Genomic DNA, 26,444 nt, shown 5'->3' with positions numbered 1-26,444 from the left:
GCTGGCCGGCCTTCAGGTTTCCCATGCCTAGCCTACAGACGGGTGCGGGCATGGGACCTTGAGGAGGCAGGCTTCACCTATGAGATAGCTTTACCGTTCCACTCCACGCAGTGAAGGCGGCCATCGCGAAGCTCCCCCTTGGCATAGCTCGCGTTGGCAAGCTTGTTGCCCATGGAAAACTTCAAGTCGATGTTGTCGAACACCAGGGGCAGCATGTTCCGGTAGATGCCGCTATGTGCCACGAGCACGATGGCGCCGCCCGTCGGGCCGTGATGAGCAAGCAAGCGGGACATGAAGGGAAGGAAGCGCCCTTTCTGGTCGTTGAGGCTTTCGCCGCCATCCATCTTGGCTTCGGGCTGACCCCTGTTCCAGGCCTCCTGCACTTCATCGAAGATCTTCCAGCCCTGCTCACTCCCGGTGTCTCCGTAGACTCCGACATCGTATTCGCGAATTTCTGGGGCCAAGCGCACGACTTTGTTCGTGGCCAGGGCGATGATGTCCGCAGTCTGCACGGCGCGGGTAATCGGGCTCGAATAGATTGCCTCGATCTTATCCCTGGCCAAGGCCTCGGCCAGAGTTTTGCCCTGCTGGTACCCTTTGATCGTCAGCGGATGCTTCACGCCGCGGTTGGAGAAGACATTGAGGACGTTGGCCTCGCTCTCCCCGTGACGGGCGAAGTAAACCGTAAGCTTGCCGGAAGCAGTAAGCGGCGTCTGGGCAAGCGCAGGCGATGAGAGCGTGCCTGCGCTGAAGAGGAGCGGCGTTCCCAAAACGGCCTTGAGGACTGAGCGCCGATCCGCGCCGTCCTTGTTCTTTTCAATATCCATAGCAAGATCCTTTCTCTCTCCAGCCGGGATGAAGCTGGTGAGGATCCGCATATTGCAGTTATAACGTCACTATTATGACGGGGGGGAGGTCGACGTTCAGCCCAGGCTCGGCAGGCAACCTGATCTCGGTCGATTGGCAACAAACCGTAATGCCAAGCTCCTCACGCAGAAGTGTATCCCCAAGATCACACTTCAAAGTTACGTACCCCTCAAGAGCGGTTTCGAAGCCGGGTGGAAGTCCAATGGGGCGATTTGCCATAAAACGGCCCTGATGTTCCCTGTTTTCGATACCGTTCTTTAATCCTATCCCGGCACTTATCGCTGGGAATGGGAGCGGATCCCGACGCTTGTCTGCCGCTCCTTTGACCGACCACACCTAACCGGGAAGAGCCTGCGCTCATGTTGTCTCGCCGTACCCTCCTGACTGGATCGCTCGCCCTCATCTTCACGCCGGCGACCGGAGCCTTGGCCCAGCAGTTCGCTCAGAGCCAGGCCGAGTGGTCGCAGAACTACGAAGCTGTGTCCCGCACCCGGGTCCAGCGGACCTCGACCCCCATGCTGTCTCAGGAGGCGCTCGCCGCCACCGAGCAGATGATCGAGTACTACCGCAACATCGCCGCCCGTGGCGGCTGGCAGCCGGTCCAGGGCGTCCAGGGCCTGCGCGTCGGCTCCAAGAGCCCGGCCGTCATCGCGCTGCGCCAGCGCCTCATCATCACGGGCGACCTCGACCAGGCCGCCGGCGAATCCCCGATCTACGATTCCTATGTCGAGGCCGCCGTCCGCCGCTTCCAGGCCCGCCACGGCATCAGCTCCACGGGCACCATCACGGCCCCGACGGTGGCCGCCATGAACGTGCCGGCCGATGTTCGCATCCGCCAGCTTGAGATCAACGTCGCTCGCCTGCGCACCCTCGTCGGCGCCGGGCTGCCCAGCCGGTATGCGGTCGCCAACATCCCGGCCGCTCTCGTCGAGGCCGTTGAGGGCGGCGTCGTCCACTCCCGGCACGCGGCCGGCGTCGGCAAGATCGACCGCCAGTCCCCGCTGCTGAACTCGAAGGTTGTCGAGGTCAACTTCAACCCGTTCTGGACGGCTCCTGCCTCCGTGGTCAAAAAAGACCTCATCCCCAAGATGCAGAAGGAGCCGAACTACCTCGCCGAGAACAAGATCCGCATCTTCAACGCGGCCGGCCAGGAGGTTCCCTCCAGCCAGATCAACTGGTTCTCCGACGAGGCGACCCGCTACCGCTTCCGCCAGGACCCGGGCGGCGACCTCAACTCCATGGGCTTCGTGCGCATCAACATCCCGAACCAGCACGGCGTCTACATGCACGACACGCCCTCCAAGGGCATCTTCGGTGACGATTTCCGCTTCGTCTCCTCGGGCTGCATCCGCATTCAGAACGTGCGCGATTACATCGAGTGGCTCCTGAAGGACACCCCCGGCTGGACCCGCGAGCAGATCGACGCCACCTTCAAGTCCGGCGAGCGCATCGACGCCCGTCTGGCGCAGGCGGTTCCGATCCACTGGATTTACATGACGGCCTGGGCGACCCCGGACGGCCTCGTGCAGTTCCGCGACGACATCTACAACAAGGACGGCCTCGGCAACGCCATCCCGGTGGCAAGCCGGACGCCTACCGAGCCGGACGAAGAGATGTTCCTCCAGAACTGAGCCTTCTGCGACAAAGCTCCCAACAGCCCGCCCTCCGGCGGGCTGTTGCATTTCATAAGCCGGGTGGGCATGTCTCTGGAGCAGTTGGCGCGGTGAAGCCTGCCATGTTAAAGGCCACGGCACGTGCAGATCGAGCGGCCGTATCGGCTAAGGCTCCCAGGAAGGCGAGAGTGAACCCATGAGCGCGAGTGAAGCGGCACACAGCCATCTGTCCAACAGCTTTTTCTCGGCCGGCCTTGCCGACAGCGATCCCGAGATCGCCCGCGCCATCGGGCTCGAACTCGGCCGCCAGCGTGACGAGATCGAGCTGATCGCCTCCGAGAACATCGTCTCCCGCGCCGTCTTGGAAGCACAAGGGTCGGTGATGACCAACAAGTACGCGGAGGGCTATCCGGGCCGCCGCTACTATGGCGGCTGCCAGTTCGTCGACATCGCCGAGGAGCTTGCCATCGACCGGGCCAAGCGCCTGTTCGACTGCCGGTTCGCCAATGTCCAGCCCAATTCAGGCTCCCAGGCCAACCAGGCCGTGTTCATGGCGCTCATGAAGCCAGGCGACACGTTCATGGGTCTGGATCTTGCCTGCGGCGGCCACCTGACCCACGGCTCCCCAGTGAATATGTCCGGCAAGTGGTTCAACGTGGTCAGCTACAAGGTGCGCGAGGAAGACCAGATCATCGACATGGATGAGGTGGCCGCGCTTGCCCGCGAGCATAAGCCGAAAGTGATCGTCGCCGGCGGCTCGGCTTATTCCCGATTCTGGGACTTCGCTCGCTTCCGCGAGATCGCGGACGAGGTCGGCGCCTTCTTCATGGTGGACATCGCCCATTTCGCTGGCCTCGTGGCGGGCGGCGCTCACCCGTCGCCGTTCCCGCATGCGCATGTGGTCACCACCACCACCCATAAGACCCTGCGCGGACCCCGCGGCGGCATGATCCTCACCAACGATGAGGACATCGCCAAGAAGGTCAATTCGGCCATATTCCCCGGACTTCAGGGTGGTCCACTCATGCACGTGATCGCGGCGAAGGCCGTGGCCTTCGGCGAGGCGCTGCGCCCCGAGTTCAAGCTCTATGCCCGCTCGGTGGTGGAGAACGCCAAGGTCTTGGCCGACACCATGCTGGCGGGCGGCTACGCCATCGTGGCCGGCGGCACCGACAACCACCTGATGCTGGTCGATCTTCGCCCAAAGAAGCTCACCGGCAAGGCGGCCGAAGCCGCAATGGGTCGCGCCCACATTACCTGCAACAAAAACGGCGTGCCCTTCGATCCCGAGAAGCCGATGGTGACCTCGGGCGTCCGCCTCGGAACCCCTGCCGCCACCTCTCGCGGCTTCGGCATCGCCGAATTCAAGCGGGTGGGCGAGCTGATCGTCGAAACGCTCGATGGCTTGGCCAAGCATGGGGACGAGGCCAACGCTTCGATCGAGGAATCGGTCAAGCAGCGCGTCCACGAGTTGACCCGCCGTTTCCCAATCTACGCCTGAGGTTTAAACGGATCCATGCGTTGCCCCTATTGCGGGAGCCTGGACACCCAGGTGAAGGATTCCCGCCCCACGGACGATTCCTCGTCCATCCGCCGCCGCCGCATCTGCCCCGATTGCGGCGGCCGGTTCACGACCTTCGAGCGGGTTCAGCTGCGTGAGCTGACGGTCGTCAAGCGCTCCGGACGCCGGGTTCCCTTCGACCGCGACAAGCTCCAGCAGTCGGTCGAGGTGGCTCTGCGCAAGCGTCCGGTTGAGCCGGAGCGGGTCGAGCGGATGATCAACGGCATCGTGCGCCAGCTCGAGAGCATGGGCGACGGCGAGGTGCCGAGCGAGACCGTAGGCGAGCTCGTCATGGAAGGGCTGAAGGGCCTCGACGACGTGGCCTATGTGCGCTTCGCGTCCGTGTACAAGAACTTCCGTGAGGCCAAGGACTTCGAGGAGATTCTTGGCAAGTTGGCTGAGGGAGACGGCGACGACGAACTGCAGCCTCCCGCCAAGAAGAAGCGCGTGCAGTCCGAGCCATGAATGCCGCAGGCGCGAAGTGGCAGATGACTGACAGAACTTTCCAGGACGAGCGGTATATGCGCCTGGCATTCGCTCTGGGGGAACGCAATCTCGGCCTGACCTGGCCGAACCCGTCCGTTGGGTGCGTGATCATGGACGAGAGCGGCAGTGCTCCGGTGATCATCGCCCAAGGGGCGACCCAGCCGGGCGGCCGGCCCCATGCGGAGCGGGTGGCGCTTGCGGCGGCGGGAGAAAAAGCCAAGGGGGCGACCCTCTACGTTTCCCTGGAGCCCTGCTCACACTACGGCAAGACCTCACCCTGTGCGGACGCCGTGATCGCGGCGGGGGTGGCCAGGGTGGTGTCCGCCCTGGAGGACCCGGATTCGCGCGTGGCGGGGCTCGGCCATGCCCGCCTGAGAGAGGCCGGCATCGAGGTCGTTGCCGGGTGCCTCGGCGAAGCGGCCCGCCGGGCGCACCGGGGGCACATTGCCCGGGTGACGCAGGGTCGCCCCGCCGTCACCGTGAAGCTTGCGCGCAGCACCGAGGGCTTTGCGGGCGCGCGCAACGGCCCGCGCCTGATTCTCACCGGCGAAACCGCTCAGGCAAGGGTTCACCTGATGCGGGCCCATGCGGATGCCATCATGGTGGGAGCCCAAACCGTTTTGGCCGACGATCCGCTGCTGAACGTGCGCCTGCCCGGCCTCGAGAGCCGGTCGCCGGTTCGTGTCATCGTCGATTCCCGGCTGCGGACGCCTCCGGCTTCGCGGGTCGTTGCCGGAGCGGGCAGCATCCAGACCTGGATCGTGACCACGGCTGAGGCACCGGTCGAGGCGGAGATGGCCCTGACCGCGCAGGGCGTCGAGGTGATGCGGGTCTCTAGGGACCAGGACGGCCGCGTTTCCCTCGCCGAGGCACTGCAGCTCCTTGGCGCCCGGGGCGTGACCCGCGTCTTCTGCGAGGGCGGTCCTCAGCTGGCCGATGCGCTTGCCAGGGAAAACCTCATCGACGAGCTGGTTTTGATCACCGGCCGCTCGGCACGGGGCCTGGGCGACGTGCCGGCGCTCGGCCTTTCGCTCCAGGACCGCATGGACGAGCTCAGCTTTCTGGCCGAGGAGCAGATCGGCCCGGACCTTTTCATGTTTTGGGAGAAGCCCTGATGTTCACGGGTATCGTCACCGACCTCGGCGAGGTTGCGGCAGTGGAGGGGGCTCAGGGAACCCTGAAGCGCCTGCGCATCCATTCCGCCTATGATCCCGCGACCATCGCGCTCGGTGCATCCATCGCCTGCGGCGGACCGTGCCTGACGGTGGTGGCGGTGGGCCCGCGGGAGGGCGGCTGCTGGTTCGATGTGGATGCGGCGGCCGAGACCCTGGAGCGCACCACCGTCGGCGACTGGCGGCCCGGCACCAGGATCAACCTGGAGCGCTCCCTGAAGATCGGGGACGAGCTCGGCGGCCATATGGTCACCGGGCACGTGGACGCCGTCGCCACCATCGTGGCCAAGGAGGCGATCACGGCGGGGGACAACCCCTGGGGCCCGACGGCTCGCTTCGCCATCAAGGTGCCGCCCGCGCTCGCGCCGTTCATCGCCGAAAAGGGCTCCGTCTGCCTCGACGGCACGTCGCTCACGGTGAACGCGGTCGACGACGACACGTTTTCCGTGCTGATCATTCCCCACACCCTGAGCGTGACCACCTGGGGCGACCGGCAGGCGGGCGACAGGCTCAACCTGGAGGTCGACCTGATGGCCCGCTATGCGGCGCGGCTTGCGGACGCGCGCCGGGCGGGGTAGGGGAACGCCTAACGTTTCCCGTATTCCATACGCAGCCCTCATCCTGAGGAGGCCGCCAGGCCGTCTCGAAGGATCAGGGCGTTTCCGGTTCTCTCTGGATCCTCCTTCGAGACGCCTGCTCCGCAGGCTCCTCAGGATGAGGGCAGAGGGGCTGTCAGAGTTCTGAACGGATTTCTCATGGTCGCCCATTCCGACAAGCCGAAAAGCCCTCGCCCGCCGGTGCCCGGCGCCCGCATCCTGATCGTCGAGGCCCGCTTTTACGACGACATCGCCAACGAGCTCCTGCGCGGCGCGCAGGGCGCGGTGGAGGCGGCGCAGGCCACCATGGACGTGCTGACCCTCGACGGGGCGCTGGAGATCCCGGCCACAATCGCCATCGCGCTCGATGCCGCAGAGAAGGCAGGCCGGCCCTACGATGCGGTCGTCGCCCTGGGCTGCGTCATCCGCGGCGAGACGGGGCACTACGATATTGTCGCAGGCGAGAGCGCCCGCGCCCTCATGGATCTCTCCGTGGAGCGCCGGATTCCGCTCGCCAACGGCATCCTCACCGTCGAAAATGAGCAGCAGGCCTGGACCCGGGCCAGCGTGAATGAATTGAACAAGGGCGGTGGAGCGGTGGATGCGGCTCTGGCCGTCCTGCGCATCAAACGCCAACTCGTGGAGGCCTGATCATGACGAAGCCAGCAGAGCGCTCGGCCGCTCGCCTCGCTGCCGTTCAGGCCCTCTACCAGATGGACGTGTCGGGCACGGGGGTCATCGACGCGCTTGCGGAATTCGAGGCCTTCTGGATCGGCCGCGAGGTCGAAGGCATCACGTTCCAGCCGTCGGACACCACGTTCTTTCGCGATATCCTCTCGGGCGTGGTCAAGAACCAGCGAGAGATCGACGTGAAGATCGACAAGGCCCTGGCCGAGGGCTGGCCCTTGAAGCGCATCGAGGCCGTGCTTCGCGCCATCCTGCGTGCCGGCGGCTACGAGCTCATGTACCGCAAGGATGTGCCGGCCCGCGTGGTCATCACCGAATATGTGGACGTGACCCACAGCTTTTACGGCGAGGATGAGCCCGGTCTCGTGAACGCCGTTCTCGACAACCTGGCCCGAGAGGCGCGGCCGGGCGAGCTGGAGAAGAAGGCTGCAGGCCAGGGGAAGCGGTAAGGGCTCGTATTTACGGCGTTGTTCTTTCAAGCCCATGTCAGGTTAGCCTGGGATGGGCTTTTTCATGAGCGCTCCCGGATCCGCCTTGCGCTCGACCTCGCCCTCGGGGAAGGGTAAGGAGCAGCCGGAGGAGTCCCCCTGCGGATGAGCGTGCAAAGACCGACCGAAGACAGCCTGATCGCCCGCTTCTTTGCGCCCATCGCAGGCGAAGGGGCTTTGGGCCTCATGGACGATGCGGCCCGTCTGACCCCTAAGCCCGGGCACGATCTCGTGCTCACCGTCGACGCGCTGGTCGAGGGGGTCCACTTCCTGCCGGACGACGCCCCCGGCTCCATTGCCCGCAAGGCTCTCGGCGTGAACGTGTCCGATCTCGCCGCCAAGGGTGCCGATCCTTCGGGCTTCCTCCTCAGCCTGGCCCTGCCGGCCCACTGGACGGAGAGTTGGCTTGCGGATTTTGCCGCCGGGCTCGGCGAGGCTTCCCGGGAATTTGCCTGCCCGCTTCTCGGCGGCGATACGGTGAAGGCAAGGGGGGCTCTCACCCTCTCGGTCACCGCCGTCGGCGAGGTGCCGTCGGGCCTGATGGTTCGCCGGACGACGGCTCGGGTGGGGGATGCGATCTGCGTGACCGGCACCATCGGCGACGGCGCCCTGGGTCTCAAGCTGCGCTCCGCTCCCGACTGGGCGGAGGCCCTGTCCCATGACGACAAGGCGCATCTCGCCGACCGCTACCTCCATCCCCAACCCCGCCACCGCCTGGCGGGGGCACTGCGCGACCACGCGAGCGCCGCCATGGACGTGTCCGACGGCCTGGCGGGCGATCTCGCCAAGATGATGCGCTCAGGCGGGGTCTCCGCCCTCGTCGAGGCGGGTTGGGTTCCGCTGTCGCCCGCCGCCCGCAAGGCCGTCCAGGCCTCGCCCCCGTTGCTGGACGTCGCTTTCACGGGGGGTGACGACTACGAAATTCTCTGCACCGTGCCGGAAAAGAACCTCGACAGCTTCCGGAAAGAGGCCGATAGGGTCGGGGTTGCCCTGTCCGTCATCGGCCGAGTCGTCGCAGGAGACGGCCTGCCGGTCTTTCGGATGAAAGATCTCGAAAGACGCTACGATGTCGGCTCATACCAGCATTTCTGACGCTCCCGTTCAGGCTCACTCCAACGACGCGGTCGCCAAGTACAACGCGGTGGTGCTTGCCGCCGCCATGGCCCTGGGCGGCTCGAGCCCGGCCATCGTGGTGTCCCTGGGCGGGCTCGTGGGGCAGGCGCTTTCCCCCGACAAGGAACTGGCGACGCTCCCGGTGAGCCTCCTCAACCTCGGACTGGCGCTGGGCACCATTCCGGCCGCGGTGCTCATGCGAAAGGCCGGACGGCGCATCGGCTACATGGTCGGCGCCGGAATCGGCCTTGCGGGCGGGTGCCTGGCGGCCTTCGGCATCGCCTCGTTCAGCTTCGTGCTGTTCTGCCTCGGCACCCTGATCATCGGCAGCTACGGCTCCTTCAACCAGAGCTACCGCTTCGCCGCGACGGATGCGGCCTCCGAGGCGTTCAAGCCCAGGGCCATCTCCTGGGTCATGACGGGCGGCCTGATCGCCGGGGTGGTGGGACCCCAGACGGTGATCTGGACCCGGGACTTCATCCAGGCCGCTCCCTTCGCCGGGGCCTTCCTGGGGCAGGCGGCCCTGGCCTTCCTGTCCATGATCGCCGTGTCGTTCCTTCGCCCCGCGCCGGTCAGCGTCGCGGCCTCCAAGGCCAGCGGCAGGCCCTTGATCGAGATCGTGCGGCAGCCCCGCTTCATCGTGGCTGCGGTGACGGGCCTCGTTTCCTACAGCCTCATGACCTTCATGATGACGGCCGCGCCGCTCGCCATGATCGGATGCGGGCACTCGGTGGGGGCGGCGGCGCTGGGCATCCAATGGCACATCCTGGCCATGTTCGGCCCGAGCTTCTTCACCGGCCGCCTCATCGCCCGCTTCGGCAAGGGCGCGGTGACCGCCGCAGGCCTGGCTCTCATCGCCGTTTCGGCCGTGATCGGACTGTCCGGCATCAGCATCGCTCATTTCTGGCTGACCCTCATCCTCCTCGGCCTGGGCTGGAACTTCGGCTTCATCGGAGCCACCGCCCTGGTGACCGACTGCTACCGCCCCGAGGAGCGCGCCAAGGTTCAGGCGGCCAACGACTTCCTGATCTTCGGCTCGGTTGCCGTCGCGTCCTTCTCGTCGGGCAAGCTTTTGAATGCCGGCGGATGGGACAGCGTGAACTGGCTGGTCTTCCCGCCGGTGGCCATCGCGCTAGTTCTGCTAGCTTGGCAGCAGAGGACGAAGGCAGCCGCACCCGCTTAAAGTATTAAGGGCTTCCTGTGGGTTGTGCTGGCAGGATCGTTGCGAACTGCCTAGTTTTTTGCAACCAAATATAAAGTTCGCTGGGGGTAGGGGCCGGTCAGGGCCATCAAACAGGCCTTGATGAGCGGCTTTCTGCTTTCCCATAACAAGGATGGCATGATGGCACTGACCCTTATTATCTTGGGCGGTCTTCTATCGATCGCGTATGGCTTCTGGGCCATCAGCGATGTGATGAAGCGGGACGCCGGTTCTCAGCGTATGCAGGAAATCGCGGGCGCGATCGCCGAAGGCGCGAAAGCCTATCTTCGCAGGCAATACATCACCATCGCCATCGTGGGCGTGATCCTGTTCGCCGTCATTGCCTACCTGCTCGGGATTCGGGTCGCCATCGGCTTTGCCATCGGGGCCATCCTGTCGGGTCTCGCGGGCTTCATCGGCATGAACGTGTCGGTTCGCGCCAATGTGCGCACGGCCCAGGCCGCTACCCAGTCCCTTGGAGGAGGCCTCGACGTGGCCTTCAAGTCCGGCGCCGTCACGGGCATGCTGGTGGCGGGCCTCGCGCTTCTCGGCGTGGCGCTCTACTACGGCTATCTCACCCGCATCTCGGGCCTCAACCCGTCCGACCGGGTGGTGATCGACAGCCTCGTGGCCTTGGGCTTCGGAGCCTCCCTGATCTCCATCTTCGCCCGTCTCGGCGGCGGCATCTTCACCAAGGGCGCCGACGTGGGCGGCGATCTCGTGGGCAAGGTGGAAGCCGGCATCCCGGAGGACGATCCGCGCAACCCGGCCACCATCGCCGACAACGTGGGCGACAATGTCGGCGACTGCGCCGGCATGGCGGCCGACCTGTTCGAGACCTATGCGGTGACCGTGGTGGCCACCATGGTTCTGGCGGCGATCTTCTTCGCCGGCCAGGCGAACCTGGACACGATGCTGCTGTACCCCCTGGGCATCGGCGCCGCCTGCATCGTAACCTCGATCATCGGCTCCTTCTTCGTGAAGCTCGGGCAGAACGAGTCGATCATGGGTGCGCTCTACAAGGGGCTCATCGTGACGGGCGTTCTCTCGGCCATCGCGATTGCCCTCGTGACATGGCAGATGATCGGCTTCGACCAGGTGGCCGGCGCCGAGTTCACGGGGCTCGACCTGTTCTGGTGCGCGCTCATCGGCTTGGCTGTGACGGCCTTCATCGTCGTGATCACCGAGTACTACACCGGCGTCGGGTTCCGCCCGGTCCGGTCCATCGCCCAGTCCTCGGTGACGGGGCACGGCACGAACGTGATCCAGGGCCTCGCGGTCTCGCTGGAATCCACCGCGCTGCCCACCATCGTGATCATCGCGGGCATAATCGTGGCCTTCAAGCTCGCCGGCCTCTTCGGCATTGCGATCGCGGTCACCGCCATGCTGGCGCTCGCCGGCATGATCGTGGCCCTCGACGCCTTCGGCCCGGTGACCGACAACGCGGGCGGCATTGCCGAGATGGCGGGCCTGCCCAAGGAGGTTCGCAAGTCCACGGACGCGCTGGATGCCGTCGGCAACACCACCAAGGCGGTGACCAAGGGCTATGCCATCGGCTCGGCGGGCCTGGGCGCCCTCGTGCTGTTCGCGGCCTATACGTCGGACCTGAACTACTTCACGCAGAATGCGGCGCAGTACCCGTACTTCCAGGGCGTGGCGCCGGACTTCTCCCTCACCAACCCCTATGTGGTGGTGGGTCTGCTGTTCGGCGGCCTCATCCCGTTCCTGTTCGGCGGCATCGCCATGACGGCGGTGGGCCGGGCGGCCGGCGCGGTCGTGGAGGAGGTGCGCCGTCAGTTCCGCGAGAAGCCCGGCATCATGGCCGGCACCGACCGTCCCGATTACGGGCGCGCGGTCGACATGCTGACCCGGGCCGCGATCAAGGAGATGATCGTGCCCTCGCTCCTGCCGGTGCTGGCGCCGATTGTCACCTACTTCGTGATCTACTGGGTTGCGGGCAAGTCCCAGGCCTTCTCGGCCCTGGGCGCCATGCTGCTCGGCGTGATCGTCACCGGCCTGTTCGTCGCCATCTCGATGACCTCGGGCGGCGGCGCGTGGGACAACGCCAAAAAGTCCTTCGAGGACGGCTTCACGGACAGCTCCGGCACGACTCACCATAAGGGCTCCGAGGCTCACAAGGCCTCGGTGACCGGCGATACCGTCGGCGACCCCTACAAGGATACGGCGGGTCCCGCCGTCAACCCGGCGATCAAGATCACCAACATCATCGCCCTTCTGCTGCTCGCGATCCTCGCGCACTCCTAAAGCGGCAGCACTCAAACGATCCGAGCCCGCGGCAAATGCCGCGGGTTTCTTTTTGGGCTCAGGGGCTCAAACACGAAAATGGCCGGGACGAAGCCCGGCCATTCTGAAAGCTCTCGAGGGAAGGTGCGGATCAGCCGAACGGGTTGAAGCTGTTCACGCCGCGGAAGATCTGGCCGAGGAAGCTCGATTCCTCGCCGCCCGCCGGGGTGGTGCGGCTGATGAAGTCGAACACCCGGCCGTCCTGGAGGCCGTACAGCGCGATGCGCTCGACCCTCAGGTTGTTGTCGAAGTACACCGCCGTGACCTGCTGATCCACCACCTGCTCGCCCATGAACTGGAGGGTGCGGCGGGACTTCTGGCTGATGTAGTACCAGTTCCGGTTGCCCACGGTGGACACAGTGGAGGGCGTTCCGAGGGTCTGGAGGACCTGGTCGGCGCTCATGCCCTTCCTGACCTGCGAGATGGCGCGCTCATCCACGAGATAGCCGCGGTGGAAGTCTTCGCCCATCGTGCAGGCGGCAACGGACGAGGCGAGGAGAGTCGCGGTAGCCAGGCGCACCAAAAGAGGATGATATCGACGCATCGTACGGTTCTTCCAGAAAAGCGGCGCGGATAAGCTTGCGCCTACGGATCGTGATGGCGTAACCCGAGGTTACGATTTTGACAAGCTTGGAAGGGCAAGAGCCGTGATCTTCAGTCTCTTCCGCAAGGATCCCCGGCGCACCGCCATCGCGACCCTCTACAAGGGAATCGCCACGGCGTCCCGCGCACCGGGGCTGTATGCGGCACTCGGCATCCCGGACACCCTGGAGGGGCGGTTCGAAGCCCTGTGCCTGCACATGGTGCTGGCCCTGCGGGCCTTGCGCGGCTTTCCGTCTCCCGCCGACGAGATCGCCAGGGACCTGACCGAGGCTTTCTTCCGGGACATGGACGCCTCCTTGCGGGAGATGGGCGTGGGCGACACCGTGGTGCCGAAGCGGATGAAGAAGGTGGCGGCATCGTTCTATGGGCGCGCCCATGCCTATGACGGTCCGCTCAACGATGCCGACGAGGCGGGCCTCGCAGTGGCCCTTGGCCGCAACGCCTACGGGACCGATGCACCTGCCGCCCCTCTTGCGCGTTATGCCCTGGCAGCCGACCGGGCCCTCAAGGCCCAGGGCCTGGAGACGCTTATGGATACAGGGCCGGCTTTCCCGGAACCCGCAACCTTTTCATGAGGAGCGCACCCATGACACCTGAAACCGTGGGACCGTTGTCGCGGCTCGTCGACGTCATGAAGATCCCCCCGCGCGGGCAGGAGATCCATGTGCAGGCGACCCCCGAGGAATGCGCCGCCCTTGCGAAGGATTTCGGCCTGCCGGGCATACGGGCGCTCTCCGGGGACTTCATGCTGAAGACCTCCGCCAAGGGCATCAACGTGAAGGGCACGGTCAAGGCCTCGATCACCCAGGTCTGCGTCACGACCCTGGAGAACTTCGACTCCGACGTGGAGGAGGAGGTCGAGGTGGACTTCGCCGAATCCTCCGGCATGCCGGCCGAGCCCCCCACCGACATCAACGAGTACGAGCCGCCGGACGAGATCGTGAACGGCCAGATCGACTTGGGAGCCCTCACGGCCGAGTTCCTGGCGCTGGGCCTCGATCCCTATCCGCGCAAGCCCGGGGTAGGTTTCGACTACCGGGACCCCACCGACGAGATGGATTCTCCCTTCGCGGCGCTGAACAAGCTCAAGGGCCAGCAGTAGGAAGCGGCCCGTCGACCGCTTGCTCAGGGCCCCGAGGCGGGTCCCGGAGCACGATTCTGCGGCTCGGCGGGCCGCAGAATTCAGTTGCGGAGCCCCCGCAAACCGCTATTTTCCGCCCCCTGTCGAATAGCTTGAAAAGAAAGAACGACCGTTCATGCCGAAGCCGGTGCGTATTTCGCTTGATGCGATGGGGGGCGATCATGGCCCGTCCGTCGTCGTCCCGGGCGCAGCCTTGGCCTTGGAGCGCCACCCCGACCTGCGCTTCCTCATGTTCGGCGATGAGACGGTTGTTGCGCCTCTACTCAACGCCCATCCCAGGCTCAAGGAAGTCACCGAGCTGCGCCATACGGACATTTCCATCGCCATGGACGAGAAGCCGAGCCAGGCGATCCGCATGGGCCGGGGCAAGTCCTCCATGTGGCGCGCCGTCCAGGCGGTGAGGGACGGGGAGGCGGACGCGATGGTGTCCGCCGGCAACACCGGCGCCCTGATGGCAACCGCCAAGGTCTGCCTCAAGACCATGGCGCATATCGAGCGCCCGGCCATCGCCTGCATGTGGCCGACCACCCGGGGCGAGAGCATCGTGCTCGACGTCGGTGCGACCATCGGCGCGGATGCGGGCCATCTGGTGGATATGGCAATCATGGGCGCGGCCATGGCTCGCATCGTGTTCGACCTGGAGCGCCCGACCGTCGGGCTCCTCAACGTCGGCACCGAGGAGATCAAGGGGATCGAGGCCGTCAAGGAAGCCGGTCGGCTCCTGAAGGAATCGAACCTTCCGCACCTGAACTACCATGGCTTCGTGGAGGGCGACGATCTCGGCAAGGGAACGGTCGACGTGGTGGTGACCGAGGGCTTCACGGGCAACATCGCCCTGAAGACCGCTGAAGGAACCGCCAAGCAGATCGCCCAGTATCTGCGCTCTGCCATGAGCCGGACCCTGATGGCGAAGATCGGCTATCTGTTCGCGAAACAGGCTTTTAACGCTCTCAGGGACAAGATGGACCCGCGCAAGGTCAACGGCGGGGTCTTCCTGGGGCTCGAAGGGGTGGTCGTCAAAAGCCATGGCGGCACCGACGACCTCGGCTTCGCCAGCGCCATCGACGTGGCCTACGACATGGCGCATTTCGAATTGATGAACACAATCCGGGCCATGCTGGAGCATGACCCGGTCGGACAAACGGTTTAGAGCACCACCGTGCTCGTATTTGGATATGGCATGATCCCCCTGGACGACCGGTTCCGGCCCGTCCGGGTCATGCCGTAGGAAGGCGCACCTTGAAACGCACCCGCTCCATTGTACGCGGCGTCGGCTCCTATCTGCCGAGGCGCAAGCTGACGAACCAGGATCTCGAGAAGCTGGTCGAGACCTCGCACGATTGGATCGTGCAGCGGACCGGCATCGAGGAGCGTCATATCGCGGAGGACGATGAGACCACCTCGGTGCTCGGCATCAAGGCGGCGGAGGCGGCGCTCGCCGATGCGGGGCTTACGGCCGACGACATCGACCTCGTCATCTGCGCCACCTCGACCCCGGATTACACCTTCCCGTCGACCGCCACGATGATCCAGACGGGCCTTGGCATGACCCATGGGGCCGCCTTCGACCTTCAGGCCGTCTGCACGGGCTTCGTCTATGCGGTTTCGACCGCGGACAAGTTCCTGCAGTCCGGCTCGCACAAGCGCGCCCTCGTGATCGGCGCCGAGACCTTCTCGCGCATCCTCGACTGGAACGACCGCACCACCTGCGTTCTCTTCGGCGACGGGGCCGGCGCCCTCGTGCTCGAGGCGCAGGAGGGGGAGGGCACCTCCGCCGACCGGGGCGTGCTGACGTCGCACCTGCGCTCCGACGGGCGCTACCGGGACAAGCTCTACGTCGACGGCGGGCCGGGCTCGACCAAGACCACCGGCGTCCTGAAGATGGAAGGCCGCGAGGTGTTCAAGTTCGCCGTGGGCATGGTCGCCGACGTGGTGCAGGACGCCTTCAAGGCCACGGGGACCAGCGCCGACGAGCTGAAATGGTTCGTGCCGCACCAGGCCAACAAGCGCATCATCACCGCGAGCGCCGACAAGCTCGGCATCGCGCCGGAGAAGGTGGTTATCACCGTGAACAAGCACGGCAACACCTCCGCCGCCTCGATTCCGCTGGCCCTCGACGCCGCCCGCAAGGACGGGCGGATCCAGGACGGCGATCTGGTGATGATCGAGGCGATCGGCGGCGGCTTCACCTGGGGCAGCGCGCTGATCCGCTGGTAGGATATTCGGGGCGTTCGGCCTTCGTGGCGTTCGGGAAATTGACCTTGGCGGTTGACCATAGGAGGTCATCTGCCTAGCGTCGTCAGAGACGATAAGACCAACGATCTCATTCGTGCTGGGGAGCTCAATGGCTGGCAAGACGATAACGAGGGCGGACCTGAGCGAGGCCGTATACCAGAAGGTGGGTCTCTCCCGTACCGAATCGGCTGAGCTGGTCGAGCGCGTTCTGGCGGAGATCTGCGACAGCCTGGCTGCCGGCGAAACCGTGAAGCTCTCCTCCTTCGGCTCGTTCATCGTGCGCAGCAAGGGCGAGCGCGTCGGCCGCAATCCCAAAACCGGGGTCGAGGTGCCGATCGACCCCCGCCGGGTCATGGTGTTCAAGCCTTCGAATGTTCTGAAGGCCCATATCAACGGCGAAACCTTCGAAGGCGAGGACTGAACCGGCGATGGCGAGCGGCGCCATGGACAAAAGCCCGGATGCATTTCGCACCATCAGCGAGGTCGCCGAAGACCTCGACGTTCCCCAACATGTGCTCCGCTTCTGGGAAACACGCTTTTCACACATCAAGCCGCTGAAGCGCGGCGGCGGGCGGCGCTACTACCGTCCCGACGATGTCGATCTGCTCAAAGGCATCCGGCATCTGCTGTATGGCGAAGGCTATACGATCAAGGGCGTCCAGCGCATCCTGAAGGAGGAGGGCGTCCGCTTCGTTCATGCGGTCGGGCGGGGGGAGCAGAGCGTCTCCGCGCTGCATCCCGAAGGCGCGCGTGCCCCGGCGGAGGAGGCAGAGGGCCTTGCAGAGCTCCCATTCCTCGATGAGGCCGACGCGCCTGCCGAGCCATGCCGGACGGGCCTGCCGGAAGAAGCGCTTCGCTGCCTGCAGGCGGCCCTCGACGAGCTGTTCGAGTGCGATCGCGTTCTGACCTCCCTCAAAAGCGCGGGCGAGGCTTCGATTGGTGAGTGAGACCTGAGGGGCTGGGTTTCAGCCGATGGCTCAACTCCCCCTCCAGTGTCATCCCCGGCGCTCCGTAGGACCGGGAAGGGGATCCATAGCGCTGAGAGTGTGAGTGAATTCCCTTCCCCTGCGATGGCTTGCGCCATCTCCGGCCGGGAATGACACCGGAGGCGGCACCACCCTGTCATCTCCGTTGGCACTCCTTTGTCATCCCCGGCGAGCGTCAGCGAGGGAAGGGAATCTTCATCAAGCGCTGCGCAATGGTTTCGTGTTACTGCCGCGTTTTGGAAGGCAGTGCTGAGCCCCCTGCTGCCTACGAGATGCAGGTTTCCCGGATCGTTTTCAAAATGGCCGCTTTGCACCCTTGACAGGGGTCGGGGTGGCCCTTAAACCGCACCCACACCGCTTCGGCGGTCCGATGCGCGGGCGTAGCTCAGTCGGTTAGAGTGCCGGCCTGTCACGCCGGAGGTCGCGGGTTCGAGCCCCGTCGCCCGCGCCACTTCCCCTCCAAAAATTCGTCGGAAGCGAAGTCCGGCTGTTGCCCTGGGCGCAGCTTAATCGCGAACGAAGCGCCAAGTCAGCTTGCCTGACATCGGCGCGACCGTCTGCCCGGAATTGTGGGAAACCGAGCCGATCTTTTCCAGCTGGCTCTGCCCGGACCATGTGGTCGCATCAGTGCTGACAGCCTGGTCGAAGAGCTCGATCCCTTTGCTGCCCTCGAGAAAGAGAACGGACTTTTCCGCCGTGTAGGCTTGGCCGGTCATCCGAACGGGGACCGGAATGTTGAGCCCGCCGAGCCGCATGCTCAGAAGGCCTTTCTGACGATCAACCGAGATCTCCGCTTTGCAGGCCCGGTCCAGGAGGTCCGCGCTCTGGGGCGCAAGCTCCAGGGTTCCGCTGCGTTTGAACCGGTAGGGCTTGGCCGGCGCCGGAGGGGAAATGTTCATGCCGTCCCCCTCGTCGTCCACCCTGAGCGTACCCGAGGCGCAGGGTCCGCGGCGGTCGGCGCACCAGTTCTCGAACCGGGTATCGTCCGGCTGCATGGCTGCCAGGACTCCAGGGTTGGCCATCATCTTCTGGGCGACGGCCGCCATAGCCTGGCTTTCGCAGTTCTGGTCCCCGTTGCACCCCTCGACCGCGTTCTTGATGGCCTCCATGCCTGCGGGCATGGGCGCATTGTTCTTGTCGATGCCGCCGACCGTGAGCGTAGGAGCCGGGCTCTTCAAGAGCATGTACATGGCAAGCTCGAGTTCCAGCCTGCGGTCGGCCGCGAGCCGGTACCACTCGACCTTGTTCGAAAGGTCCTTCCTGCCCTGGCCTTTCAACTCCACCATCAGGAACAGGCGGCCTGTCAGCGGCTCGAAGCGCTTGCTCCTCGGCGATCCCTGTGCCGAAGCGTCAGCCGATACGATGCAGGTGAGCGCGATGGCCGCTGCCCCTTGGTAGAATGTGCGCATATCAAATCCACATGGAATGCAATATCGCTGCATTATAGGATCGCAGGGGTGCTTCGAACAAGTCTTCCGGCAGGTGGGGGGTGACTTGAGTTCCCGGCAAGTGTCGTCTCCGGGCAGGCGATGGCCGGGAAGGGGGGCATGGCGTTGTGCGTGTGAGTGGATCCCCTTCCCCTCCGCTTCGCTCCGGCCGGGAATGACACCGGGGCAGCACGACTCTGTCATCCCCGGCGAGCCGTAGGCGAGGGAAGGGGATTCACGACCAGCCTCAACCCTATGGATCCCCTCGCCTCCACCGCCCGGCCGGGAATGATACCGAGGGCAGGAGCATCCGGGTTGAGCCGCTGCCTGCAGGCGAACGGCTTCCGGCGCACCGCCCCAGGAACGGCGCATGGGCAGCCGGGAGATCCAAGCTTGACCGATTGCGGCGGGGCCGAGCCATGCAAAAAGCTGATTGGGGGTTTGGAATGGTTCTTTTTGCGGCAGTGCAAACACTTGTCAGGGAAGGGGAACTCAGCTAAGCCTCCGCGCAATCAGCGTGTTGTCGCAGGGGGCTGTTTTGGGCCTTTCTGAGGCCTAAATGCGTAACATATTCCCGGCTAAGAGCCGGACTTCGTTCCTTCTAGGTGTCGCATGACGAATCTCCTCGCCGACTACCTGCCTCTCGTAATCTTCATCGGCGTGTCGCTCCTGATCGGGGTGGCGCTGCTCGTGGCGCCGTTCCTGGTTGCCTACAGCCGCCCCGACACCGAGAAGCTGTCCGCCTACGAGTGCGGGTTCAATGCCTTCGACGATGCCCGCATGAAGTTCGACGTGCGGTTCTACCTCGTCGCCATCCTTTTTATCATCTTCGACCTGGAAGTGGCGTTCCTGTTCCCCTGGGCCATCACGTTCGGGGGACTGGGCTGGTTCGGTTTCATCTCCATGATGATCTTCCTGGGCGTCCTCACGGTCGGATTCGTTTATGAGTGGAAGAAGGGGGCCCTGGAATGGGATTGATCTCCGATAACCAGTCGACCCTGGTGGCTCCGGCCCCCCGCGGCGTCATCGATCCCAATACGGGCAAGCCTGTCGGTTCGACCGATCCCTATTTCGTCTCGATCAACGAGGAACTGTCCGACAAGGGCTTTCTCGTCACGTCCACCGAGGACCTCATCACCTGGGCGCGCACCGGCTCGCTCATGTGGATGACCTTCGGCTTGGCCTGCTGCGCCGTCGAGATGATGCAGATGTCCATGCCGCGCTACGACGCAGAGCGCTTCGGCTTCGCGCCCCGCGCCTCGCCGCGCCAGTCGGACGTGATGATCGTGGCCGGCACGCTGACGAACAAGATGGCGCCCGCCTTCCGCAAGGTCTATGACCAGATGCCGGAGCCGCGCTACGTCATCTCCATGGGCTCCTGCGCCAATGGCGGCGGCTACTATCACTATTCCTACTCGGTGGTTCGTGGCTGCGACCGCATCGTGCCGGTCGACATCTACGTGCCGGGATGCCCTCCGACTGCGGAAGCGCTCCTCTACGGCGTGCTGCTCCTTCAGAAGAAGATCCGCCGCACCGGCACCATCGAGCGCTGAGCAAAGGTCATTGCATGAGTGCTGAGCTCCAAGCCCTGAGCGATCACATCGCCTCGTCCCTCGGCGAGGCGATCGAGGATCGGGCCATCGCCTATGACGAGCTGACGATCGTCGCCCGCCGCGAGGACATCGTGCGGGTGGCGACCTTCCTGCGGGACGACCCGCAGTGCCGGTTCGTGTGCTTCATCGACATCTGCGGCGCGGACTATCCGGCCCGCGAGCGGCGCTTCGACGTGGTCTACCATTTCCTGGCCCCGCACCATAACCGCCGCATCCGCGTGAAGGTGGAGACGGACGAGGTCACCCCCGTCGCTTCGCTCAACGGCGTCTTCGCGGCGGCGAACTGGTACGAGCGCGAAGCCTACGACATGTACGGCATCCTGTTCACCGGGCACCCGGACCTGCGCCGGATCCTCACCGACTACGGGTTCGAGGGGCATCCCCTGCGCAAGGACTTCCCGATGACCGGCTATGTCGAGGTTCGCTACGACGACGGCCAGGGGCGCGTGGTCTACGAGCCGGTGAAGCTCAGCCAGGAGTTCCGCAACTTCGACTTCCTCTCGCCCTGGGAAGGCACGGACTACGTGCTGCCGGGCGACGAGAAGGCCAAGGCTTAAAGGGGCGGAGAAGGCGACCTATGAGCGAGCACAACATCCGCAACTTCACGATCAACTTCGGCCCGCAGCATCCGGCGGCGCACGGCGTTCTGCGCCTCGTGCTGGAGCTGGACGGCGAGGTGGTCGAGCGCGTGGATCCGCATATCGGCCTGCTCCACCGGGGCACCGAGAAGCTGATCGAGTACAAGACCTACGTTCAGGCCAATCCCTATTTCGACCGGCTCGACTACGTCGCGCCGATGAACCAGGAACATGCCTACTGCCTCACGATCGAGAAGCTCCTCGGCATCCAGGTGCCCCGCCGGGCCCAGCTGATCCGGGTGCTCTTCGCCGAAATCGGACGCCTGCTGTCGCATCTTCTCAACGTGACCACGCAGGCCATGGACGTCGGCGCGCTCACGCCGCCCCTCTGGGGCTTCGAGGAGCGCGAGAAGCTGATGATCTTCTACGAGCGCGTCTCGGGCTCGCGCCTGCATGCCAACTATTTCCGCCCCGGCGGCGTGAACATGGACATCCAGCCGGAGCTGATCGACGACATCGAGGCCTTCTGCGACCCCTTCCTGCAGGTTCTCGACGATCTCGACACCCTCGTCATGGGCAGCCGCATCTTCAAGCAGCGCAACGTCGACATCGGCACGATCACGCTCGACGATTGCTGGACCTGGGGCTTCTCCGGTCCGCTCGTGCGCAGCTGCGGCGTGGCCTGGGACCTACGCAAGTCGCAGCCCTACGAGTGCTACGAGGAGATGGAGTTCGACATCCCGGTGGGCCTCAACGGGGACAACTACGACCGCCAGGTGATCCGCATGGAGGAGATGCGCCAGTCCGTGCGCATCATGCGCCAGTGCATCACCAAGCTGCGGGCGCCGGACGGGCAGGGCCCCGTGACCACCCTCGACGGCAAGATCGCCCCGCCCTCGCGCAAGGACATGAAGCGCTCGATGGAAGCGCTGATCCACCACTTCAAGCTCTACACGGAAGGCTTCCACGTCCCTGCGGGCGAGGTCTATGCCGCCGTGGAAGCCCCGAAGGGCGAGTTCGGCGTGTACCTCGTGTCGGACGGCACCAACAAGGCCTATCGCTGCAGGATCCGCGCCCCGGGCTTCGCCCACATGCAGGGCATGGACTTCATGTGCCGCGGCCACATGCTGGCCGACGTCGCAGGCGTTCTGGGCTCCCTCGACATCGTGTTCGGCGAGGTCGACCGTTAAAGACAACCCGGCTCCGGATCCGGCGCCGGCATCACGCTCTTTGAGGCGTGCTGGACAAGTTCAAGTCGTGAATGGCCGGGCACAAGACCGGCCATGACGATGAGGAGAAGAGTGTATGGCCGTTCGTAAGCTCGCGCCTGAAGAGTTGCAGCCGGAAAGCTTCGTGTTCTCCCCCGAGAACGAGGCGTTCGTGGATCAGCAGATCGCCAAGTATCCGCCGGGCCGTCAGGCCTCGGCCATCATCGCCGTGCTCGGCAAAGCCCAGGAGCAGGCGGGCGGCTGGCTGCCGCGCAAGGCCATCGAGGCCGTGGCGGCCCGGCTCGACATGCCGGTGATCCGCGTGATGGAGGTGGCGACCTTCTACACGATGTTCAACCTGGAGCCGGTCGGAAAGTATTTCATCCAGTTCTGCGGCACGACGCCCTGCATGCTGCGCGGCGCCGCCGACATCAAGAAGGTGCTGGAGCGCCGCATCGGGGATGCCAACCACATCCCGTCCAACGGCACCTTCTCGTGGCTCGAGGTCGAGTGCCTGGGAGCCTGCTCCAACGCGCCGATGGTGCAGATCAACGACGACTACTACGAAGACCTGACCACGGAGAACTTCGAGAAGCTTCTCGACGATCTCGAGGCCGGTCGCCCTGTGCGCAAAGGCTCGCAGATCGGCCGCAACCGGTCCGAGCCGTTCGAGGCCGTGAACACCCTGCAGGACCCGTCTCTCTATGACGGTTCGCTCGTCGGCGCCTGGCGCAACCGCTTCGAGGAGCAGGCCAAGGCTGCCGAAACCGGTGAAGCCGCCGCTGCCTTGGAGAGCGTCCCCGGCAAGGCGGGACGGCCCGGTGCCGGACGGGCCATCGAAACCGGCGCTGCCGATACGCCGGCCGAGCGTGCGAAAGAAGGCGAGACGCCGATCAACCCGGTCGACCGCAAGGAAGCCGCCGATCCGTCGACGGCCACCAAGGGCAAGTCGCATACGGAGGAGGGCGCAAGGCCCGCTCCGCAGAGCAGCAAGTCCTACGTGACGACGCCGTCGAAACCGGAAGGGGGATCGCCCGTGCCGGAAAGCCCGACGACGCCGGAGGCCGGAACGCCGCCTGCACAAGCCGAGACACGCCGCGACGGCAGCGAAAGCAAGCCGGACGTGGTCGTCGACAAAGACAACATGACGTCCTGATGGAGATGTCGGGAATGCTTCAGGACAGAGATCGTATTTTCACCAACCTCTACGGCTTCCATTCGCCGGACCTCAAGGCCGCGAAGATGCGCGGGGCTTGGGATGGAACCAAGTTCCTGCTCGAGCAGGGGCGCGACTGGATCGTCAACGAGATGAAGGCGTCGGGCCTGCGCGGCCGCGGCGGCGCGGGCTTCCCCACGGGCCTGAAATGGTCCTTCATGCCGAAGCAGTCGGACGGACGTCCGCACTACCTGGTCGTGAACGCGGACGAGTCGGAGCCGGGCACCTGCAAAGACCGTGAGATCATGCGGAACGATCCGCATCTCCTGGTCGAGGGCTGCCTTCTCGCGTCCTTCGCCATGGGGGCGCATGCGGCCTACATATACATCCGCGGCGAGTACGTGGCCGAGCGTTTCGCGCTTCAGCGGGCGGTGGACGAGGCCTACGAGGCCAAGCTCATCGGCAAGGACAACATCCACGGCTATCCCTTCGACCTCTACGTTCACCACGGCGCAGGCGCCTACATCTGCGGCGAGGAGACGGCTCTCATCGAGAGCATGGAGGGCAAGAAGGGCATGCCGCGCCTCAAGCCGCCGTTCCCGGCCAATATGGGCCTCTACGGCTGCCCGACGACGGTGAACAACGTGGAGTCCATCGCGGTCGCCGGCACGATCCTGCGCCGGGGCGCCGCCTGGTTCTCCGGCATCGGCCGCCCGAACAACGTGGGCACCAAGCTCTTCTGCGTGTCGGGCCACGTGAACAAGCCCTGCAACGTGGAAGAGGCCATGGGCCTCACCTTCCGCGAGCTGATCGACCGCCATTGCGGCGGCATCCGGGGCGGCTGGGACAACCTCCTCGGCGTCATCCCGGGCGGATCCTCCGTGCCGATCGTTCCGGCCGAGCAGATCGCCGACGCCCATATGGATTTCGACACGCTGCGGAACCTGAAGTCGGGTCTGGGCACCGCCGCCGTGATCGTGATGGACAAGTCCACCGACATCGTCCGCGCCATCGCCCGTCTGGCCTATTTCTACAAGCACGAGAGCTGCGGCCAGTGCACTCCGTGCCGCGAGGGCACGGGCTGGATGTGGCGCGTGCTCAACCGCATGGCCGAAGGGCGCGCCCAGAAGCGCGAGATCGACATGCTCCTTGAAGTCTCGACCCAGATCGAAGGCCACACCATCTGCGCGCTCGGCGACGCGGCGGCTTGGCCGGTCCAGGGTCTGATCCGCCACTTCCGTCACGAGATCGAGAAGCGGATCGACGATTACGCGGCGAACCCGCATTCCGAAGCCGTCATGATCGCGGCGGAGTGAGATTGAAGATGACGAAAATCATCGTTGATGGCGTCGAGGTCGACGTTCCTGCGGAATACACCCTGCTCCAGGCCGCCGAAGCGGCCGGGGCGGAAATTCCGCGCTTTTGCTACCACGAGCGGCTCTCGATTGCCGGCAACTGCCGCATGTGTCTCGTCGAGGTGAAGGGTGCGCCGAAGCCGGTGGCGTCCTGCGCCTGGGGCGTGCGCGACTGCCGTCCCGGCCCGAACGGCGAGCCGCCGGAGATCTCCACCAAGTCGCCGACGGTCAAGAAGGCGCGGGAAGGGGTGATGGAGTTCCTCCTCATCAACCACCCGCTCGACTGCCCGATCTGCGACCAGGGCGGCCAGTGCGACCTGCAGGACCAGGCCATGGCCTACGGCGTCGACACGAGCCGCTTCCACGAGAACAAGCGCGCGGTCACCGACAAGTATCTCGGCCCGCTGGTGCGCACCTCCATGAACCGGTGCATCCACTGCACCCGCTGCATCCGCTTCTCGGCCGAAGTGGCCGGCGTGTCGGATCTCGGCGCCCTGTGGCGCGGCGAGGACATGGAGATCACGAGCTATCTCGAGAAGGCCCTCGGCTCCGAGCTGCAGGCCAACGTGGCGGATCTCTGCCCGGTGGGCGCGCTCACCCACAAGCCCGAGTCCTATCACTACCGTCCCTGGGAACTCACCAAGACTGATTCCGTCGACGTGATGGACGCGGTCGGATCGTCGATCCGGGTCGATTCCCGTGGCCGCGAGGTCATGCGCATCCTTCCGCGCGTGAACGAGGCGGTGAACGAGGAGTGGATCACCGACAAGACCCGCCACATCGTGGACGGCCTGCGCCTCCAGCGCCTGGACCGGCCCTTCGTGCGCGACAACGGCCGCCTGCGGCCGGCGTCCTGGCAGGAGGCGTTCGCCACCATCGCCAACCGGGTGAAGAGCACGTCGCCCCAGCGCATCGGCGCCATCGTGGGCGATCTTGCGGCCGTCGAGGAAATGTTTGCCCTGAAGCTCCTCATGCAGAGCCTCGGCGTGACCAATATCGACGCCCGCCAAGACGGCACGGTGCTCTCGTCGGCCTACGGCCGGGGCTCCTACCTGTTCAACACCACCATCTCCGGCATCGAGGATGCGGACGCGATCCTGATCGTGGGCTCCAATCCGCGCCTCGAGGCATCGCTCGTCAACGTGCGCATCCGCAAGCGCTGGCGCGTGGCTCCGCCGCCGATCGCGCTGATCGGCGAGCATGCGGATCTGACCTACCCCTACGAGTATCTGGGCGCAGGCCCCGAGACCCTGGCGGATCTGGTCTCCGGCCGCCACAGCTTCATGGAGAAGCTGCGGGGCGCCGAGCGTCCGCTGATCATCGTGGGGCAGGGCGCTCTCACCCGTCCGGATGGTCTCGCGGTTCTCTCCGCAGCCGCCGGGCTTGCCCGTGACGTCGGCGCCGTGAACGAGGGCTGGAACGGCTTCTCGATCCTGCACACCGCCGCCTCCCGCGTCGGCGCGCTCGACCTCGGCCTCGTGCCGGGCGAGGGGGGCGTCACGGCGCAAGAGATGGCGCAGGGCGGGGTGGACGTGCTGTTCAACCTCGGCGCGGACGAGATCGAGATCGCGCCCGGCGCCTTCGTCGTCTACCAGGGCACCCATGGCGACCGTGGCGCCCACCGGGCCGACGTGATCCTGCCGGCGGCAACCTATACGGAGAAGTCCGGCACTTACGTGAACACGGAAGGCCGGGTGCAGCTTGCCAACCGCGCAGCCTTCGCGCCCGGCGAGGCCCGCGAGGATTGGGCGATCCTGCGCGCCCTGTCGGACGTGCTGGGTCACCGCCTGCCCTTCGACTCCCTGAACGCTCTTCGGGCGAAGCTTTATGCGTCCCATCCGCATTTCGCCGGCATCGAGATGGTTCAGCCGGCCGACGGTGCCGCCGCCATCCAGGCGCTTGCCGGCATCGGCGGCAACCTGGGGCGCGAGGCGTTCGTGAGCCCGGTGCAGGACTTCTATCTGACGAACCCGATTGCCCGCGCCTCCGGCGTCATGGCCGAGTGCTCCGCGCTCGCCCGTGAGCTGAAGCTCGAGGCGGCTGAGTAAGAGGAA

26 protein-coding genes and 1 tRNA gene are annotated in these 26,444 nt (G+C 65.4%); 24 read left to right on the top strand and 3 right to left on the bottom strand.

The features are described 5' to 3' along the window. Positions 1-77: 77 nt before the first annotated feature. Positions 78-827 carry a histidine phosphatase family protein gene (locus JKG68_RS00320; RefSeq protein WP_202055100.1) on the bottom strand — a complete coding sequence of 250 codons (750 nt, stop codon included), beginning with the start codon at positions 825-827 and terminating at the stop codon, positions 78-80. A gap of 399 nt (positions 828-1,226) precedes the next feature. On the opposite strand from JKG68_RS00320, the gene JKG68_RS00315 reads away from it, so the two are divergent. The 10 genes from JKG68_RS00315 to JKG68_RS00270 all read left to right on the top strand — a co-directional run bounded on the left by JKG68_RS00315 (position 1,227) and on the right by JKG68_RS00270 (position 12,049). Further along, complete coding sequence (locus JKG68_RS00315) at positions 1,227-2,498, top strand: L,D-transpeptidase family protein (RefSeq protein WP_202055099.1); 1,272 nt, start codon at positions 1,227-1,229, stop codon at positions 2,496-2,498. A 178-nt stretch (positions 2,499-2,676) separates the two neighbouring features. After that, positions 2,677-3,981 carry a serine hydroxymethyltransferase gene (gene glyA / locus JKG68_RS00310; protein WP_202055098.1) on the top strand — a complete coding sequence of 435 codons (1,305 nt, stop codon included), beginning with the start codon at positions 2,677-2,679 and terminating at the stop codon, positions 3,979-3,981. A 15-nt stretch (positions 3,982-3,996) separates the two neighbouring features. Further along, a complete protein-coding gene (nrdR, locus tag JKG68_RS00305) occupies positions 3,997-4,506 on the top strand; it encodes a transcriptional regulator NrdR (protein WP_202055097.1) in 510 nt (169 codons plus the stop codon). 23 nt (positions 4,507-4,529) lie between these two features. Further along, complete coding sequence (gene ribD / locus JKG68_RS00300) at positions 4,530-5,642, top strand: bifunctional diaminohydroxyphosphoribosylaminopyrimidine deaminase/5-amino-6-(5-phosphoribosylamino)uracil reductase RibD (RefSeq protein WP_202055096.1); 1,113 nt, start codon at positions 4,530-4,532, stop codon at positions 5,640-5,642. After that, complete coding sequence (locus tag JKG68_RS00295) at positions 5,642-6,277, top strand: riboflavin synthase (RefSeq protein ID WP_202055095.1); 636 nt, start codon at positions 5,642-5,644, stop codon at positions 6,275-6,277. The genes ribD and JKG68_RS00295 overlap by 1 nt, the downstream gene beginning before the upstream one ends. A 177-nt stretch (positions 6,278-6,454) precedes the next feature. Continuing rightward, positions 6,455-6,946, top strand: coding sequence for a 6,7-dimethyl-8-ribityllumazine synthase (ribH, locus tag JKG68_RS00290; RefSeq protein ID WP_202055094.1), 492 nt, complete (start codon positions 6,455-6,457; stop codon positions 6,944-6,946). 2 nt (positions 6,947-6,948) lie between these two features. Then, the gene (nusB, locus tag JKG68_RS00285; protein WP_202055093.1) at positions 6,949-7,431 is read left to right on the top strand and encodes a transcription antitermination factor NusB; all 483 of its coding nucleotides are present in this window, start codon (positions 6,949-6,951) and stop codon (positions 7,429-7,431) included. Between the two features lie 144 nt (positions 7,432-7,575). Continuing rightward, complete coding sequence (thiL, locus tag JKG68_RS00280) at positions 7,576-8,562, top strand: thiamine-phosphate kinase (RefSeq protein ID WP_202055092.1); 987 nt, start codon at positions 7,576-7,578, stop codon at positions 8,560-8,562. Next, complete coding sequence (locus JKG68_RS00275) at positions 8,537-9,766, top strand: MFS transporter (protein WP_202055091.1); 1,230 nt, start codon at positions 8,537-8,539, stop codon at positions 9,764-9,766. The genes thiL and JKG68_RS00275 overlap by 26 nt, the downstream gene beginning before the upstream one ends. Before the next feature lie 156 nt (positions 9,767-9,922). Then, entirely contained in the window at positions 9,923-12,049 is a 2,127-nt protein-coding gene (locus tag JKG68_RS00270; protein ID WP_202055357.1) for a sodium-translocating pyrophosphatase, read from the top strand. A gap of 130 nt (positions 12,050-12,179) precedes the next feature. Here JKG68_RS00270 and JKG68_RS00265 read toward each other — a convergent pair whose 3' ends face one another. After that, a complete protein-coding gene (locus tag JKG68_RS00265) occupies positions 12,180-12,632 on the bottom strand; it encodes an outer membrane protein assembly factor BamE (protein WP_202055090.1) in 453 nt (150 codons plus the stop codon). Between the two features lie 103 nt (positions 12,633-12,735). Between JKG68_RS00265 and JKG68_RS00260 the strand changes: the two genes are divergently transcribed. The 7 genes from JKG68_RS00260 to JKG68_RS00230 all read left to right on the top strand — a co-directional run bounded on the left by JKG68_RS00260 (position 12,736) and on the right by JKG68_RS00230 (position 17,504). Beyond that, positions 12,736-13,266 carry a ubiquinol-cytochrome C chaperone family protein gene (locus JKG68_RS00260; RefSeq protein ID WP_202055089.1) on the top strand — a complete coding sequence of 177 codons (531 nt, stop codon included), beginning with the start codon at positions 12,736-12,738 and terminating at the stop codon, positions 13,264-13,266. Between the two features lie 11 nt (positions 13,267-13,277). Beyond that, positions 13,278-13,793 (top strand): YceD family protein, encoded by a 516-nt coding sequence (locus JKG68_RS00255; RefSeq protein WP_202055088.1) that lies wholly within the window; start codon positions 13,278-13,280, stop codon positions 13,791-13,793. 154 nt (positions 13,794-13,947) lie between these two features. Continuing rightward, on the top strand, positions 13,948-14,982 hold the full coding sequence (plsX, locus tag JKG68_RS00250; RefSeq protein ID WP_202055087.1) for a phosphate acyltransferase PlsX: 1,035 nt from the start codon (positions 13,948-13,950) through the stop codon (positions 14,980-14,982). Positions 14,983-15,071: 89 nt separating this feature from the next. After that, the gene (locus JKG68_RS00245) at positions 15,072-16,049 is read left to right on the top strand and encodes a beta-ketoacyl-ACP synthase III (RefSeq protein WP_202055086.1); all 978 of its coding nucleotides are present in this window, start codon (positions 15,072-15,074) and stop codon (positions 16,047-16,049) included. A 127-nt stretch (positions 16,050-16,176) separates the two neighbouring features. Continuing rightward, positions 16,177-16,488 (top strand): integration host factor subunit alpha, encoded by a 312-nt coding sequence (locus tag JKG68_RS00240; RefSeq protein ID WP_009491113.1) that lies wholly within the window; start codon positions 16,177-16,179, stop codon positions 16,486-16,488. A 22-nt stretch (positions 16,489-16,510) separates the two neighbouring features. Beyond that, positions 16,511-17,014: a MerR family transcriptional regulator gene (locus tag JKG68_RS00235; protein ID WP_202055085.1), complete on the top strand. Its 504-nt coding sequence runs from the start codon at positions 16,511-16,513 to the stop codon at positions 17,012-17,014. 413 nt (positions 17,015-17,427) lie between these two features. Continuing rightward, a tRNA-Asp gene (locus JKG68_RS00230) sits at positions 17,428-17,504 on the top strand. Positions 17,505-17,559: 55 nt separating this feature from the next. On the opposite strand, the gene JKG68_RS00225 is transcribed toward JKG68_RS00230, so the two are convergent. After that, positions 17,560-18,462, bottom strand: a complete 903-nt coding sequence (locus JKG68_RS00225) for a hypothetical protein (RefSeq protein WP_202055084.1) — start codon at positions 18,460-18,462, stop codon at positions 17,560-17,562. Between the two features lie 630 nt (positions 18,463-19,092). Between JKG68_RS00225 and JKG68_RS00220 the strand changes: the two genes are divergently transcribed. The 7 genes from JKG68_RS00220 to nuoG all read left to right on the top strand — a co-directional run bounded on the left by JKG68_RS00220 (position 19,093) and on the right by nuoG (position 26,438). Beyond that, complete coding sequence (locus JKG68_RS00220) at positions 19,093-19,458, top strand: NADH-quinone oxidoreductase subunit A (RefSeq protein WP_202055083.1); 366 nt, start codon at positions 19,093-19,095, stop codon at positions 19,456-19,458. Further along, complete coding sequence (locus JKG68_RS00215; protein WP_202055082.1) at positions 19,449-20,033, top strand: NuoB/complex I 20 kDa subunit family protein; 585 nt, start codon at positions 19,449-19,451, stop codon at positions 20,031-20,033. Before JKG68_RS00220 ends, JKG68_RS00215 begins: the two co-directional genes overlap by 10 nt. A gap of 14 nt (positions 20,034-20,047) precedes the next feature. Further along, entirely contained in the window at positions 20,048-20,650 is a 603-nt protein-coding gene (locus tag JKG68_RS00210; protein WP_202055081.1) for an NADH-quinone oxidoreductase subunit C, read from the top strand. A 20-nt stretch (positions 20,651-20,670) separates the two neighbouring features. Then, positions 20,671-21,861, top strand: a complete 1,191-nt coding sequence (locus JKG68_RS00205; RefSeq protein WP_202055080.1) for an NADH-quinone oxidoreductase subunit D — start codon at positions 20,671-20,673, stop codon at positions 21,859-21,861. 115 nt (positions 21,862-21,976) lie between these two features. Beyond that, on the top strand, positions 21,977-23,035 hold the full coding sequence (nuoE, locus tag JKG68_RS00200) for an NADH-quinone oxidoreductase subunit NuoE (protein ID WP_202055079.1): 1,059 nt from the start codon (positions 21,977-21,979) through the stop codon (positions 23,033-23,035). Positions 23,036-23,049: 14 nt separating this feature from the next. Beyond that, entirely contained in the window at positions 23,050-24,351 is a 1,302-nt protein-coding gene (nuoF, locus tag JKG68_RS00195; RefSeq protein ID WP_202055078.1) for an NADH-quinone oxidoreductase subunit NuoF, read from the top strand. A gap of 8 nt (positions 24,352-24,359) precedes the next feature. Next, positions 24,360-26,438: an NADH-quinone oxidoreductase subunit NuoG gene (nuoG, locus tag JKG68_RS00190; RefSeq protein ID WP_202055077.1), complete on the top strand. Its 2,079-nt coding sequence runs from the start codon at positions 24,360-24,362 to the stop codon at positions 26,436-26,438. The last annotated feature ends 6 nt before the right edge of the window (positions 26,439-26,444 follow it).

The sequence above is a fragment of the Microvirga aerilata genome, assembly GCF_016743775.1.
Lineage (GTDB): Bacteria > Pseudomonadota > Alphaproteobacteria > Rhizobiales > Beijerinckiaceae > Microvirga > Microvirga aerilata.
The sequence above is the reverse complement of the archived record's forward strand: the minus strand, read 5'-3'. Positions and strand labels throughout refer to the sequence as shown.

What these genes read in the sequence shown, in the direction of transcription:
- JKG68_RS00320 (WP_202055100.1), bottom strand. Translation starts at nt 827, where the DNA reads ATGGATATTGAAAAGAACAAGGACGGCGCGGATCGGCGCTCAGTCCTC.
- JKG68_RS00315 (WP_202055099.1), top strand. Translation starts at nt 1,227, where the DNA reads ATGTTGTCTCGCCGTACCCTCCTGACTGGATCGCTCGCCCTCATCTTC.
- glyA (WP_202055098.1), top strand. Translation starts at nt 2,677, where the DNA reads ATGAGCGCGAGTGAAGCGGCACACAGCCATCTGTCCAACAGCTTTTTC.
- nrdR (WP_202055097.1), top strand. Translation starts at nt 3,997, where the DNA reads ATGCGTTGCCCCTATTGCGGGAGCCTGGACACCCAGGTGAAGGATTCC.
- ribD (WP_202055096.1), top strand. Translation starts at nt 4,530, where the DNA reads ATGACTGACAGAACTTTCCAGGACGAGCGGTATATGCGCCTGGCATTC.
- JKG68_RS00295 (WP_202055095.1), top strand. Translation starts at nt 5,642, where the DNA reads ATGTTCACGGGTATCGTCACCGACCTCGGCGAGGTTGCGGCAGTGGAG.
- ribH (WP_202055094.1), top strand. Translation starts at nt 6,455, where the DNA reads ATGGTCGCCCATTCCGACAAGCCGAAAAGCCCTCGCCCGCCGGTGCCC.
- nusB (WP_202055093.1), top strand. Translation starts at nt 6,949, where the DNA reads ATGACGAAGCCAGCAGAGCGCTCGGCCGCTCGCCTCGCTGCCGTTCAG.
- thiL (WP_202055092.1), top strand. Translation starts at nt 7,576, where the DNA reads ATGAGCGTGCAAAGACCGACCGAAGACAGCCTGATCGCCCGCTTCTTT.
- JKG68_RS00275 (WP_202055091.1), top strand. Translation starts at nt 8,537, where the DNA reads ATGTCGGCTCATACCAGCATTTCTGACGCTCCCGTTCAGGCTCACTCC.
- JKG68_RS00270 (WP_202055357.1), top strand. Translation starts at nt 9,923, where the DNA reads ATGATGGCACTGACCCTTATTATCTTGGGCGGTCTTCTATCGATCGCG.
- JKG68_RS00265 (WP_202055090.1), bottom strand. Translation starts at nt 12,632, where the DNA reads ATGCGTCGATATCATCCTCTTTTGGTGCGCCTGGCTACCGCGACTCTC.
- JKG68_RS00255 (WP_202055088.1), top strand. Translation starts at nt 13,278, where the DNA reads ATGACACCTGAAACCGTGGGACCGTTGTCGCGGCTCGTCGACGTCATG.
- plsX (WP_202055087.1), top strand. Translation starts at nt 13,948, where the DNA reads ATGCCGAAGCCGGTGCGTATTTCGCTTGATGCGATGGGGGGCGATCAT.
- JKG68_RS00240 (WP_009491113.1), top strand. Translation starts at nt 16,177, where the DNA reads ATGGCTGGCAAGACGATAACGAGGGCGGACCTGAGCGAGGCCGTATAC.
- JKG68_RS00235 (WP_202055085.1), top strand. Translation starts at nt 16,511, where the DNA reads ATGGACAAAAGCCCGGATGCATTTCGCACCATCAGCGAGGTCGCCGAA.
- JKG68_RS00225 (WP_202055084.1), bottom strand. Translation starts at nt 18,462, where the DNA reads ATGCGCACATTCTACCAAGGGGCAGCGGCCATCGCGCTCACCTGCATC.
- JKG68_RS00220 (WP_202055083.1), top strand. Translation starts at nt 19,093, where the DNA reads ATGACGAATCTCCTCGCCGACTACCTGCCTCTCGTAATCTTCATCGGC.
- JKG68_RS00215 (WP_202055082.1), top strand. Translation starts at nt 19,449, where the DNA reads ATGGGATTGATCTCCGATAACCAGTCGACCCTGGTGGCTCCGGCCCCC.
- JKG68_RS00210 (WP_202055081.1), top strand. Translation starts at nt 20,048, where the DNA reads ATGAGTGCTGAGCTCCAAGCCCTGAGCGATCACATCGCCTCGTCCCTC.
- JKG68_RS00205 (WP_202055080.1), top strand. Translation starts at nt 20,671, where the DNA reads ATGAGCGAGCACAACATCCGCAACTTCACGATCAACTTCGGCCCGCAG.
- nuoE (WP_202055079.1), top strand. Translation starts at nt 21,977, where the DNA reads ATGGCCGTTCGTAAGCTCGCGCCTGAAGAGTTGCAGCCGGAAAGCTTC.
- nuoF (WP_202055078.1), top strand. Translation starts at nt 23,050, where the DNA reads ATGCTTCAGGACAGAGATCGTATTTTCACCAACCTCTACGGCTTCCAT.
- nuoG (WP_202055077.1), top strand. Translation starts at nt 24,360, where the DNA reads ATGACGAAAATCATCGTTGATGGCGTCGAGGTCGACGTTCCTGCGGAA.